Source organism: Maricaulis maris (genome assembly GCF_049116555.1).
Classification (GTDB): Bacteria; Pseudomonadota; Alphaproteobacteria; order Caulobacterales; family Maricaulaceae; genus Maricaulis; species Maricaulis maris_C.
Genome location: NZ_JAGDYT010000025.1, coordinates 1 through 12,663 on the forward strand (window position 1 = coordinate 1; position 12,663 = coordinate 12,663).

Here is a 12,663-nt window from a genome sequence, read left to right on the forward strand (position 1 = left end):
GCGCACACCGTTATGCAAGGCGTTCCGGCTGCGCTTTTCGTCATATCTTCTTTTACGGCGGTTCATTCTCGGAAACGACAGACAGCTTTAAAGAATGGCAATCCCTTTGCGCGGCGCAGGATTGTTATGAAGTCCGATAAGGCTCGGGTCGAATAAATTGCGCCAAGCAGAAATGAATAAATGCTGTTTAAATTAAAGCGCGGGATTTGGATTTAAACGAACCGACCGAAGTACAATGATCGTCGCCCCATGTGAGTCGATGCAGGCTGGACGGATTGGCGCAGACCTTCCAACCGCTTTGAACAGCGCGAATATATGGTCTGCAAGCTCAAAGGCCGGTTAACTTCCGACATCAGCGTCGCATCAAATCAAACACTTAAGGCGGGAAGTTGAAACTGGCGGACCATAGAGGATTCGAACCTCTGACCTCTGCCTTCGGAGGGCAGCGCTCTATCCAGCTGAGCTATGGGTGCGTCGAAGCCGAACCCATAGCCGATGCGGTTCAGGTGCGCAACGCGGCTATACGCCTGCCGATCAGCGCGCGCGGCTCGTCAGTGCCGATAGCGCCTCACTCCTGGTCCGGCGTCACGCGCTGAGCAAGAATCGCGTAGGCGACCCGGCCCAGGCCGGCGACCAGGGCAAGAATCACAGCCGCCATGGACAGTGTGTTGGCCATTTCGAGCGGAGCAACAAGCCAGGCAATGGCATGGATGAGGCCGCCGACCACCAGGGCCAGGCCGAAAAAGCGCCGCGCCGCCATCATGCCCGGCTTGCCATCGCGGGCCGGGTCCGCGTCAGACGGGCGCTTGCCGGTGGCATTGCCAAACAGGACCAGAATCAACCCGATCATGACCTGGGTCACCCGATCAGGCATGTCCGGGCCGACCCAGTTGAAATCAGCCAGAAGCGACAGCCCGTAGGCCGTACCCAGGAGAATGGCGGCGAGGGCAAGCGAGCCCTTCAGCGAGCGGGTGATCATGGCATTTCCTTTCATTCCGAGGGGCTGACCGGCGGCACACCGGTGCCCAGGCCGAACGCCCCGGCAAAGCCCAGCAGCGCCTCTTCCAGCACCGACACATTGAGATGGTAGATGACCGACTTCCCGACCTTCTCGGTCGAGACCAGCCCGGCCCCGCGCAGCACGTTGAAATGAGCTGACATGGTTGGTCGCGACACCGGAAAGGCGTCGGCGAGGTCACCGGCTGATCGCGGGCCCGACTTCAACAGGCGGAGCACTTCGCGGCGGGTCGGGTCAGAGAGGGCCTTGAAAACATCATTCATGAAAAGACATTTAGCTAATCATCGAAGCGATGTCAAGAAGACCACCAGCACAAACGCCCCGGATGATACCGGGGCGCGGTTTGAATCAGCCGGACGGATCAGGCCCAGCCAGGACCGCCGACATCATCGGCGCCATCATCCATATCGCCTGAATTGCGACGGCCACCAAGATCATCGCCATCGCTATCATCGCGGCGGCGACGGCCCTCCTTGGTTTGGGAATAACCGGTCATGCCGACACCCCAGTCACGATCAAATCCGTCCACGCCGCGATTGCGGAAATGCACTTTCCGGCCCGGTCGCATCAGCCAGCCATAAAGCCAGATCGCGGCGACAGCGCTGATCAGGATGAGAATGAGAGCAAAGCCGGCCCCCGTTTCGCCTTGAGGCTGGAGGAAGACACCAAAGAACCAGGACAGACCGACAAAGAGCGGCGCGCTGACCGAAATGGCGAAAAACTTCCGGATAGAATTCGTGCGCATGCGAGCCTCCCTGTTTTCTTCAATGCCCGATCACCTGAATTGCCAAGTCTGTTAATCGGGCAAGTCTGCGGATCCGGCCGTTGCGGCCCTCCTTCGGCCACCGGCAGAATGGCCTGCAATCATGCCGAAAAAGGGGCAGGTCAGGCGGGATGGTGACGGTCAGAGTCCCCGCAGACGCGCGCGCAGGGATCAGCCATCCTGACGGTTATAGGTGAGCGCAAGGAAGACATCTTCCAGATCGGCCTCCTCGGTACGCAAATCCTCGATCCTGCCCCCGGCCGCGCGGAACTTCTCAATCATCTCGGCGACCGATTGCTGGCCATAGCGATAGGTGATGGCCAGCGCCCCGTCCGGGCGGATCTCGGCGTCATAACCTGCCAGCTCGGCCGGCACGGCGCTCAGCGCCTCGGCCGGCTCAATGACCAGCGTCTTGGAATCCATCCGCTTCAGAAGCGTTTCCTTGGGCTCACAGGCAATCACCTGCCCATGATCAATAATGGCGATCTGGTCGCACAATTCCTGGGCTTCCTCGAGATAGTGCGTGGTCAGGACAATCGTTGTGCCGCGGGCATGCAGTTCGCGCACATAGTCCCAGAGCTGACGGCGCAGCTCGATATCGACCCCGGCGGTCGGTTCGTCGAGCACCAGGACAGGAGGGGTGTGAACCATCGCCTTGGCCACAAGGAGGCGCCGTTTCATGCCGCCGGAAAGCTGGCGCACATAGGCATTGCGCTTGTCGGACAGGCCAACAGCCTCCAGCAACTCATCCGTCTTGCGCTCCGCCTTGGGCACGCCATAAAAGCCGGCCATCAACTCCAGCGTCTCATGGGGTGTGAAGAAGACGTCCATATTGATTTCCTGCGGCACCACCCCGATCGCGGCGCGCGCAGCGCGGCTGTCCTGATCGATATCGATGCCCCAGGTTTTCGCCGTACCACCGGACTTCTTCACCAGGCCGGCAAAGATATTGATGAAGGTCGATTTGCCTGCCCCGTTCGGACCCAGGAGCCCGAAGATCGAGCCGCGCGGCACTTTCAGGTCGATCCCCTTCAGCGCAACTTTCGGCTCAGCGAGCTTGGAGCCGCGATAGGTCTTCTGCAGGCCGGTGGCCTCGATTGCGAAATCAGGGGCGAAATCGGAATGGGAAGAGCTGTCGGACATGTCGCCTCGGAATTGACGGATGAGGGCCAAAGGCCATAACTAGGACCCACACTTAGGGATCGTCATTCCTCCTGTCCATGAGGGCTTGTCCATGGCCGACGCCGCCAATTCCGTACCGCCGTCCGAAATCATTGTCACCGACCAGCACCGCATGGCCTGCGACGGCGGCGATGGCGCGCTCGGGCATCCGCGTGTCTATCTGGAAATGGGCCAGGATGATTTCGTCGAATGCCCCTATTGTGATCGCCGCTTCGTGAGAGCCGGATCCGCCGAAGACCCCAAAGCCTGACGCATCGCGACAGATTGACGGGTCTGCAACAGACGGCTGGGGAGGCGTTCTGTGCCAGACAATGACACAACGCCCGCCACGCGCGGCAAATCCGCATCACAAGTCATTGGTCTGCTGGTCGGGATTGCCCTGGCCGGGCTGCTGCAATTCCTGCCCCTGCCTGACGGACTGAGCCGGGAAGCCTGGCTGCTGGCCTCCCTCGCGCTCCTGATGGCCGTCTGGTGGGCGACCGAAGCCATCCCGATTGCTGCCACTGCGCTGATCCCGATCGCACTGTTCCCGCTCTTGGGCATCACCTCGACCGGTGCCGCGACCAGCCCCTATGCCAGCCCGATCGTGATGCTGCTGCTGGGTGGCTTCATCGTCGCCCTGTCGATCGAACGCTGGAACCTGCACACGCGGATCGCGCTCAATATCGTCAGCGGCTTCGGCGGTCGCCCGGCCGCGCTCATTCTCGGCTTCATGCTGGCGTCAGCCCTGTTGTCGATGTGGATCTCCAATACCGCGACCACGCTGATGATGATTCCAATTGCCCTGCGTGTGGCCCAGGAAGTCGAGCGTGAGGGCGTCAGCTCGAAATTCTTCGCCCCGGCCCTGGCCCTGGGCGTCGCCTATGCAGCTTCGATCGGCGGCATGGCAACACCGGTCGGCACGCCGACCAATCTGATCGGTATCGGATATCTGCAGAACGAGTTCGATATCTCGATCGATTTCGCCACATGGATGGGGATGGGCCTGCCCATTGTTGCGCTCCTGATCCCGGTGGCCTGGTTCATCCTCACCCGCCTCGCCTTCAATCTGAAGGGCGGCGGCGACAGTTCCGCAGCCAAGGAACTGGTCCGCACCGAGCTCGCACGTCTGGGTCGCATGACCCGACCGGAGTGGCGGGTCGCCCTCCTCTTTGGCACGGTCGCCATCCTGTGGATGGGCCGCGAGCTGCCCGGCGAGTTGATCGGTCAGCCGGGCACGGAGTGGGGCTGGAACCCACTGCTGGCCTGGATCGGCACGACGCTCGACATGCCGGTCACCCTCGCCCTTGGCAATACCCAGATCGCCGTCATGGGTGCGCTCACCACCTTCCTCGTCCCCGCTGGTGATCGCGGCGACCGCCAGGGCGAAATGCTCATGAATTGGGAGGGCCTCGCCCGCCTGCCATGGAATGTGGTCATCCTGTTCGGCGGTGGTCTCTCGCTGGCGGCGGCCCTCTCCTCGACAGGTCTGGCCGACTGGCTGGGCGGGCAGATGGGCTTCCTTGCCGACATGCCACTGCCCGTCCTGCTGCTGATCTTTGTGGCCGCAGTCGTCTTCCTCACCGAGCTGACCTCGAATGTCGCGACCACGACGGCCTTCCTGCCCGTGCTCGGCGTCATCGCACTGGAAGCTGGCGTGGAACCGGAGACCCTGGTCGTCCCCGTCGCCATTGCCGCCTCGACCGCCTTCATGCTCCCCGTCGCGACCGCGCCAAACGCCATCGTCTACGCCTCAGGTGCCGTGACCCAGCTGCAGATGATGAAAGCCGGCGTGCGGATCAATCTGGCCGCCATTGCCATCATCGCCGGCATTTTCGTGCTCTTCGGCTAAACCGCGACAGCACGAAAATTGCCCCTGCCCGACTGGGGAAGGGCCCCGAAGTGCATCCGCACCCGGGGGTGAGAGGCATGCCGTGACGCGGCGCCAGCGAGTTTCGTTGATCGGCGCTATCGCGCCGCCTCACTATTGGCACAGCGCGGCACGTCTCCCCGGCGGAGGAGCAGCAAACGGCGCAATGACTGCCTCCTTGTGAGAATTGCACCCCGCAACACATACTCCGCCCATGACCCGGCGCCGTCCCCGCGCTAGTCTCCGATCCAACTGATTTGCCCGCCTGCGCATCCGCCCGGAGACCTGCCCCATGGCCACGACCAAACCCGTCGACGAGACCAGCCACGTCTATCTGATCGACGGGTCGGGCTATATTTTCCGGGCCTATCATGCGCTGCCGCCGCTGACCCGTACCGACGGGACGCCGACCGGAGCGGTGCAGGGCTTCTGCAACATGTTGTGGAAGTTGCTGGAGGACCTGAAGGGCGACGACCAGCCGTCCCATCTGGCCGTGATCTTCGACCATTCCGGCAAGACCTTCCGCAATGACCTCTATGATCTCTACAAGGCCAACCGGCCGCCGGCGCCCGAGGACCTGGTGCCGCAATTCTCCATCATCCGTGATGCCACCCGCGCCTTCGGCACGCCCTGCATCGAGCTGGAGAATTACGAGGCCGACGACATCATCGCCACCTATGCCCGCCAGGCCGAGGCCCTGGGCGCGGATGTCACCATCGTCTCCTCGGACAAGGATCTGATGCAATTGGTGACCGACAAGGTCTCCATGTTCGACGCCATGAAGAACAAGCGCATCCACGCCCCGGAAGTGATGGAAAAGTTCGGGGTCGGTCCGGACAAGGTGATCGATATCCAGTCCCTCGCCGGGGACAGTGTCGACAATGTGCCCGGCGTTCCGGGGATCGGCGTGAAGACCGCAGCCCTGTTGATCAATGAATATGGCGATCTCGACACGCTGTTGGAGCGCGCCGGCGAGATCAAGCAGAAGGGCCGGCGCGAGAAGCTGCTCGCCCATGCCGAGGACGCCCGCATCTCTCGCGACCTGGTGACGCTAAAGCTCGACGCGCCGATGCCGGAGACGCTTGAGGAGTTCGGGCTCGGCGAGCCGGATCCGGAAGTCCTCGTCCCCTTCCTGCGCGAGATGGAGTTCCGCTCCTTCACCCGCAAGGTCGAAGAGGCTCTGGGCGGCCCGCCCGCCGATGAGACCGGTGATGCCACGGCGCCGATCAATCGCGACGATTATGAATGCGTGACCACAATGGAGGCGCTCGAGCGCTGGATTGCCCGGTGCTACGAGGCCGGACAGATCGCGGTCGATACCGAGACCGATGCCCTGTCCTCGACGGCATCCGGCCTGGTCGGTATCTCGCTGGCCACAGCGCCGGGGCAGGCCTGCTACATCCCGCTCGCCCATGTCGATCCGCAGGGCACGGGCGACATGTTCGACACCGGCGCCGCGCCGGAGCAGATCCCGATGGATCAGGCGCTGAAGGCCCTGAAACCTCTGCTGGAAGACCCGGCCGTCCTCAAGATCGGGCAAAACTTCAAATATGATCTGGGCGTGCTGTCGCGCTACGGCATTGATGTCGCGCCCTATGACGACACCATGCTGATCTCCTACGTCATGGACGCCGGGCTGCACGGGCATGGCATGGATGCGCTGGCCGAGCTTCATCTCGGCCATACCTGCATCCCCTTCAAGGAGATTTGCGGCACCGGCAAGAACCAGATCACCTTCGACAAGGTGCCGCTGGACAAGGCGACGCTCTATGCGGCCGAAGATGCCGACATCACGCTGCGGCTGTGGGAAATCCTGAAGCCGGCGCTCGTCGCCAAGAAATTGGCCACCGTGTACGAGACGCTGGAACGTCCCATGGCCGAGGTGCTGTCGAAAATGGAACGGGTCGGCATCAAGGTCGATCCGGACCAGCTCAATCGCCTGTCCTCGGATTTCGGCCAGAAGATGATGGCGGCCGAGGCCGCAGCACACGAGGCAGCCGGGCGCGATTTCAACGTGGCGTCCCCCAAGCAGATCGGAGAAATCCTGTTTGGAGAAATGGGGTTACCCGGCGGCAAGAAGACCAAGACCGGGGCCTGGTCGACCGATGCTGCTGTGCTCGACCAGCTCGCCGCCGAGGGGCACGCCCTGCCTGTCGCGCTGCTGGAATACCGCCAGTTTGCAAAGCTGAAATCGACCTATTCCGACAGTCTCTTCGCGCACATCAATCGCGACACAAGGCGGGTCCACACCTCTTTCTCGCTGGCCGCGACGACAACCGGGCGGCTGTCCTCGACCGAACCCAATTTGCAAAACATCCCGATCCGGACCGAGGCGGGCCGCCAGATCCGCGAAGTCTTCATCGCCGAACCCGGTCATGTCCTGGTTGCCGCCGACTATTCCCAGGTCGAATTGCGGCTTCTGGCCCATATCGCCGGGGTCGACAGTCTGAAACAGGCCTTCCGCGACGGCACCGATATTCACGCCATGACCGCTTCAGAGGTTTTCGGCGTGCCGATCGAGGGCATGGATCCAATGGTCCGCCGCAAGGCCAAGGCGATCAATTTCGGCGTGATCTACGGCATTTCGGCCTTCGGCCTCGCCAACCAGATCGGCGTCAAGCGCGAGGAGGCCAAGGCCTTCATTGACGCCTATTTCGAGAAATTCCCCGGGATCCGGGCCTATATGGATGCGATGAAGGCCGAAGCGTCCGAAAAAGGCTTTGTCGAGACCATCTTCGGGCGCCGTGCCCATTTCCCCGGCATTCGGGACAAGAATCCGAACATGCGCATGTTCGCCGAACGCCAGGCGATCAACGCGCCGATCCAGGGCTCGGCCGCCGACGTCATCCGCCGCGCCATGATCCGCATGGACGACGCCATCCGCGCCGCCAATCTGGACGCCCGCATGCTGCTGCAGGTGCATGATGAGCTGGTGTTTGAAGTCCCCGAAGGTCAGGCACAAGATCTGATCGCCCTGGCCGCAAAAGTGATGGGGGAGGCGTGCGCGCCCGCTCTGGAGCTGAGTGTCCCGCTGGTCGTGGACGCCAAGGCCGGGATGACCTGGGGTGAGGCTCACTAAGAGCCTCTAGTCCTTATTCACGCATGGCATTCCGGGAGGATAGCCCGCGAAGGCGGGCTGTAGAGCGGAGGTCTGTCTCTCGGGGAGTTATGTCCCGGTGATGACACAGCCTGGAGGTACCAGGCCGCGCCCGGAACCCCAATCGCAACTCGACGCGGAATGCCGGATCAATCTAGCGTCGTGCGATCAGGGGGGAGAGGCTGGAGACGATGATGGCGCACGATTATCCGGCAAAATTCATTCACTTCGGCCTGCCCAAATGCGGGTCGACCTTCCTGCAGAATGTGTGGGGGGTGGACGATCAGTATACCGGTGTCAGCCTGGCGAAGGCGGCGAACGCGGCGCGGCAGCTGGCCTTGACGGACAATGCCGCCAACCTGCCGCGGGTCGACCTTGGCGCCCGGGCGCGGGTCGGCACCAGCCTTGTTGCTTCGGCGGAAGGGTTCAGCTGGGCCTATCTGGGCCGTCCCGCCGAGCAGGACAGGATCGCCGACCTGCATCGGCTTGCTGCCAGGATGACGGGTCAGGTCGCGATCGCGCCCGTCGCACTATTCATGGTGCGCAACCCGGTCGGCTGGATCCGCTCGACCCATGAACAGGTGATACGGCGCGGCGATCACGACACTGGCCAGGCATATCTGGTCAAGCACCGGACGCTGATCGAACGGGTTCTGGACCTGCACCATATCCGGGAAGTTTTCGGACAGCATTTCGAGCGTGTGGTTTTCCTGTCGTCTGACGAGATGCGTGACCAGCCTGACCAGTTCTGGGACCGGTATGAGGCCGAGCTCGACGTGCTGCGGCCGGCACGGCAATCGATTGAACGGGTTACTGAAAGTGAGCGCCACTCCAATGCCTCGCTGCAGGACCGGATGGTTCCCATGGCGCGTATGAACCGGGTCCTGTCGGGCATCATGGATGCCTGGGCGGGGATTGAAGGTGCCCCACCAACGATCGAGAAGGAGCGCGAGGTGTTTGGCGGCTCGTTCGACAAGGCCCGGGTCTGGGCGGCTCGGCGGGTCAGCGAGTATTCGTCAGCCGATCAGATCGAGGCGTTGCTGGGCGGCGCCTTCGCCGAGATGACGGACGGGTTCACCGATCTGCCGCTGGACGGAGCTCTCAAATCCCACCTGCGCCGGCATTTCTGCGATGTGATCGACACGCAGGACACCATCCCGGAGGCCATGAAAGACTCATATCGGGCAGCCCTCGCCTGACCGGGGCCGCTTTGTTCACCATGGATGCATCTCCGCGATCAGGCGCGAGGGCTGATGACGAGTTCTTCCTGCGCCCGATCGAACAGGAGAGAGCGGCCCTCGAAGAGCGGAAAGCCTAGGAACATGGCCGGAGTCTCACCCAGTCCCAACGCACCGAAAGCGGGGCTGTCGAAAACGGCCAGCTCGACATCTGTCACTTGCCAGTCGCCCGTGGTCATCGCGTTGCCGTCAACCAGGGGCGGCGCCTCGCCATTGCCGGAAAACCCGCGAATGGTCGCGGTGCGTGCCGTCAGTTCTTCCGGAGCGAAGGCAAGTGCGTCTGTTGCCGCGGCATTGATCACATTGTGCGAAGCGCCCAGATCCAACACGGCAGCGAGATCAGTCCCGTTTATCTCGGCATCGAGAACCGCGAATCCGGCGCGATTGAGCGTATAGGGGGTGCGGCTCCATCCGTCGCTGGCTTGCTCGAAATCGGTTTCGGGATTGAACAGGCGCATGGCCTGGTCGGCAAAATCGAATTCGACGGAATAATCATTGAGTATGTTCGCGCCGATGATCCCGTAGGTCCGGTAGGTGGCAAAGGCTTCGCTGGCGCCTTGCGGACCACCCACCACGTCGAAGTCGGCAAGTTCGATATCACCGATCTCGAGGCTGTCCAGGGTGTAGAAGCTCACCTGTGTGAGTCCTGACGCGCCCTGCACCATGACTTGCCGGCCTTCAATCGCCGCGATTTCCAGGGCCTCCACGAGGGCCGGAAAGACAACCGTGCCCTGAGCGCCGGTGTCGACAAGAAAGGGGAAGGGGCCCGCACCGTTGACTTCAACATCGATAATGAGATGCCCGCGCGAACCGCGGTCCATCGTCGCTTCGACGATCGGTTCCGGCTGGGCAAGCGCAGGGGACGCAGCACCAAGAACAAGGGCAGAGGCGAGCAGGGCTTGGTTCATGAGGGTCTCTCCAAAAATCGCGTCCCGTCTACCAGACCTGACGCCCCACCAAGCTTAAGAGTTGGAAATCTTGTTGGAATTTAATCCAGAAGAGAGTTGGCAGACAGAAATACGGGATCTGTCCTGGCACAAAAACGCCCACCTGGACCAGGCGGGCGTTTTCAGTTTCAGCGAAGTCTCGGCGCTTTACGCGTCGACTTCCGCCTCGAGCGCATGCTCCTGGATGAAATCGCGGCGTGGTTCGACCACATCTCCCATCAGCTTGGAGAAAAGCTCGTCGGCGGTGTCGGCATGGGTGACCGAGACCTGGAGAAGCGAGCGGGCATTCGGATCGAGCGTGGTTTCCCAGAGCTGGCCGGGATTCATTTCGCCCAGTCCCTTATAGCGCTGAATTTTCATTCCCTTGGCACCAGAGGTAATGACGGCATCAACCAGTTCACGAGGCGAGTTGATGGTCACCGGACCGGCTTTCGGCACGAAACTCGCTCGGCCCGCATAATCATCGCTGACCGCGATCGCGCGCTCATTGAGCCGCTTGGCATCCGGACTGGCGCGCAGATTGCGGTCCAGCACAACGGTTTCGGTCACGCCGCGCACTTCCCGTTCGAAAACCAGATTTCCATCTTCAGGATCGACCCGACCGCCCCAGCCATCCTCGCCTTCATCGGCAAAGGAGTTGAGACGCTCCGCGGCAATGGTGACGGACGCGTCGCTTGGTTCGGGCACGAGGGCGCCGGCAAGGGCCGCGGCTTCCAGGGCAAACCCCGGAGCGCGGGCGGTCATGCGATCAATCGAGAGCTTGACCTGACGGGCAGCGGCGACGCGGCTGGCCAGATCCTGCCCGGTGACAACTTCACCGCCATGAAGGGTCAGATGCGCGTCCGACACGCCTTCCTCGATGAGATAGGCGTCCATCTCGGCCTGGTCCTTCACATAGCGTTCGGACCGGCCCTTGGCGATTTTGTAGAGCGGCGGCTGGGCGATGTAGAGATAGCCCTTCTCGATCAACTCCGGCATCTGACGATAGAAGAAGGTGAGCAAAAGCGTGCGGATATGGGCACCGTCGACATCAGCATCGGTCATGATGATGACTTTGTGGTAGCGCAGCTTTTCGTAATTGATCTGATCGCGACCAATGCCCGTGCCCAGCGCCGTGATCAGGGTTCCGACCTGGTCGGAGGACAGCATCTTGTCGAAGCGGGCGCGCTCGACATTGAGGATCTTGCCGCGCAATGGCAGGACGGCCTGGTTCTCGCGGTGACGCCCCTGCTTGGCAGAACCGCCGGCTGAATCACCCTCGACGATGAAGAGTTCCGACTTGGCCGGATCCTTCTCCTGACAGTCCGCCAGCTTGCCGGGCAAAGACGTTATATCAAGCGCCGACTTGCGTCGCGTCAGCTCGCGCGCCTTGCGCGCTGCTTCGCGGGCAGCCGCGGCCTCGATGATCTTGCCGACCACCATCTTGGCTTCGGTCGGGTGTTCCTCGAACCATTCGGCCAGGGCCTCGCCTACGGCGCCCTCGACGGCCGGGCGAACTTCCGACGAGACCAGCTTGTCCTTGGTCTGGGAAGAAAATTTCGGATCCGGCACCTTCACTGACAGAACGCAGGTCAAACCTTCGCGGGCATCATCCCCGGAGATCGACACCTTGGCCTTGGAGGCCAGGCCCGACGAGCCGGCATAATTGTTGATGATGCGGGTCAGGGCGCCGCGGAAACCGGCAAGATGGGTGCCGCCGTCACGCTGCGGGATATTGTTTGTGAAGCAGAGGACATTCTCGTGATAGCTGTCATTCCACTCCAGCGCCGCCTCGACCATCACGCCGTCCTTCTCACCCTGGATCAGGACGGGCGGCGTGAAGATCGGAGTCTTGTTGCGGTCGAGGTGGGCGACGAATTCGGCGACGCCACCCTCATAGACCATGGTGTCGGAATAGACCTCGGCCTCGCGCTCGTCACGCAGGGTGATCTTGACGCCGGAGTTCAGGAAAGCCAGCTCGCGCAGGCGGTGCTGCAGCGTTTCGCGGCTGAACTCGGTCATGGTGAAAGTTTCTTCCGACGGCATGAAGCGCACTTCCGTGCCCTTCTGGCCCGGCTCTGCATCCCCCATCACCTTGAGGTCGTCTTCCGCATCACCGCGGCGGAATCGCATCCAGTGTTTCTTGCCATTGCGCCAGATGGTCAGGTCCATCCAGTCTGACAGGGCATTCACCACAGACACGCCAACGCCGTGAAGACCACCGGAGACCTTGTAGGAATTCTGGTCGAACTTACCGCCGGCATGGAGCTGGGTCATAATGACCTGCGCCGCCGAAACACCCTCTTCCTGGTGGATATCGGTCGGGATGCCCCGACCATCATCGCGCACCGAGGCCGAGCCATCGGCATGGAGCGTCACCAGGACTTCCGTACAGTGGCCCGCCAGTGCTTCGTCGATTGCGTTGTCGACGACTTCATAGACCATGTGATGAAGTCCCGAACCGTCATCGGTATCACCGATATACATGCCCGGGCGCTTGCGCACGGCGTCGAGCCCTTTGAGGACCTTGATCGACTCCGCGCCGTATTCCTGATTCGCTTGTTCCGTCATGGTTTTGTTGTACAGGTTT

At 62.0% G+C, this 12,663-nt stretch carries 10 protein-coding genes; 4 read left to right on the forward strand and 6 right to left on the reverse strand.

Annotated features, from left to right (window positions below):
- Window positions 1-568: 568 nt before the first annotated feature.
- The 4 genes from JXQ94_RS14090 to JXQ94_RS14105 form a co-directional block, all read right to left on the reverse strand.
- The gene (locus tag JXQ94_RS14090; protein WP_421924416.1) at window positions 569-979 is read right to left on the reverse strand and encodes a hypothetical protein; all 411 of its coding nucleotides are present in this window, start codon (window positions 977-979) and stop codon (window positions 569-571) included.
- An 11-nt stretch (window positions 980-990) separates the two neighbouring features.
- Window positions 991-1,281, reverse strand: a complete 291-nt coding sequence (locus JXQ94_RS14095; RefSeq protein ID WP_421924417.1) for an autorepressor SdpR family transcription factor — start codon at window positions 1,279-1,281, stop codon at window positions 991-993.
- Between the two features lie 98 nt (window positions 1,282-1,379).
- Complete coding sequence (locus tag JXQ94_RS14100) at window positions 1,380-1,763, reverse strand: hypothetical protein (protein ID WP_421924419.1); 384 nt, start codon at window positions 1,761-1,763, stop codon at window positions 1,380-1,382.
- A gap of 189 nt (window positions 1,764-1,952) precedes the next feature.
- The gene (locus tag JXQ94_RS14105) at window positions 1,953-2,924 is read right to left on the reverse strand and encodes an ABC transporter ATP-binding protein (RefSeq protein ID WP_421924420.1); all 972 of its coding nucleotides are present in this window, start codon (window positions 2,922-2,924) and stop codon (window positions 1,953-1,955) included.
- A gap of 91 nt (window positions 2,925-3,015) precedes the next feature.
- Here JXQ94_RS14105 and JXQ94_RS14110 point away from each other — a divergent pair, with 91 nt between their 5' ends.
- The 4 genes from JXQ94_RS14110 to JXQ94_RS14125 all read left to right on the forward strand — a co-directional run bounded on the left by JXQ94_RS14110 (window position 3,016) and on the right by JXQ94_RS14125 (window position 9,108).
- Entirely contained in the window at window positions 3,016-3,213 is a 198-nt protein-coding gene (locus JXQ94_RS14110) for a zinc-finger domain-containing protein (protein ID WP_295695192.1), read from the forward strand.
- A gap of 51 nt (window positions 3,214-3,264) precedes the next feature.
- Window positions 3,265-4,794 carry an SLC13 family permease gene (locus JXQ94_RS14115; RefSeq protein WP_421924421.1) on the forward strand — a complete coding sequence of 510 codons (1,530 nt, stop codon included), beginning with the start codon at window positions 3,265-3,267 and terminating at the stop codon, window positions 4,792-4,794.
- 310 nt (window positions 4,795-5,104) lie between these two features.
- The gene (polA, locus tag JXQ94_RS14120) at window positions 5,105-7,891 is read left to right on the forward strand and encodes a DNA polymerase I (protein WP_421924422.1); all 2,787 of its coding nucleotides are present in this window, start codon (window positions 5,105-5,107) and stop codon (window positions 7,889-7,891) included.
- 209 nt (window positions 7,892-8,100) lie between these two features.
- A complete protein-coding gene (locus tag JXQ94_RS14125; RefSeq protein WP_421924423.1) occupies window positions 8,101-9,108 on the forward strand; it encodes a hypothetical protein in 1,008 nt (335 codons plus the stop codon).
- Between the two features lie 38 nt (window positions 9,109-9,146).
- Here the strand turns inward: JXQ94_RS14125 and JXQ94_RS14130 are convergent, their stop codons facing one another.
- Window positions 9,147-10,055 carry an aspartyl protease family protein gene (locus JXQ94_RS14130; RefSeq protein ID WP_421924424.1) on the reverse strand — a complete coding sequence of 303 codons (909 nt, stop codon included), beginning with the start codon at window positions 10,053-10,055 and terminating at the stop codon, window positions 9,147-9,149.
- 186 nt (window positions 10,056-10,241) lie between these two features.
- The gene (gene gyrB, locus JXQ94_RS14135) at window positions 10,242-12,644 is read right to left on the reverse strand and encodes a DNA topoisomerase (ATP-hydrolyzing) subunit B (protein ID WP_421924425.1); all 2,403 of its coding nucleotides are present in this window, start codon (window positions 12,642-12,644) and stop codon (window positions 10,242-10,244) included.
- Window positions 12,645-12,663 lie beyond the last annotated feature (19 nt).

Bases quoted from the DNA above. Each gene is read 5' to 3' on its own strand.
- JXQ94_RS14090 (WP_421924416.1), bottom strand. From the start codon at position 979: ATGATCACCCGCTCGCTGAAGGGCTCGCTTGCCCTCGCCGCCATTCTC.
- JXQ94_RS14095 (WP_421924417.1), bottom strand. From the start codon at position 1,281: ATGAATGATGTTTTCAAGGCCCTCTCTGACCCGACCCGCCGCGAAGTG.
- JXQ94_RS14100 (WP_421924419.1), bottom strand. From the start codon at position 1,763: ATGCGCACGAATTCTATCCGGAAGTTTTTCGCCATTTCGGTCAGCGCG.
- JXQ94_RS14105 (WP_421924420.1), bottom strand. From the start codon at position 2,924: ATGTCCGACAGCTCTTCCCATTCCGATTTCGCCCCTGATTTCGCAATC.
- JXQ94_RS14110 (WP_295695192.1), top strand. From the start codon at position 3,016: ATGGCCGACGCCGCCAATTCCGTACCGCCGTCCGAAATCATTGTCACC.
- polA (WP_421924422.1), top strand. From the start codon at position 5,105: ATGGCCACGACCAAACCCGTCGACGAGACCAGCCACGTCTATCTGATC.
- JXQ94_RS14125 (WP_421924423.1), top strand. From the start codon at position 8,101: ATGATGGCGCACGATTATCCGGCAAAATTCATTCACTTCGGCCTGCCC.
- JXQ94_RS14130 (WP_421924424.1), bottom strand. From the start codon at position 10,055: ATGAACCAAGCCCTGCTCGCCTCTGCCCTTGTTCTTGGTGCTGCGTCC.
- gyrB (WP_421924425.1), bottom strand. From the start codon at position 12,644: ATGACGGAACAAGCGAATCAGGAATACGGCGCGGAGTCGATCAAGGTC.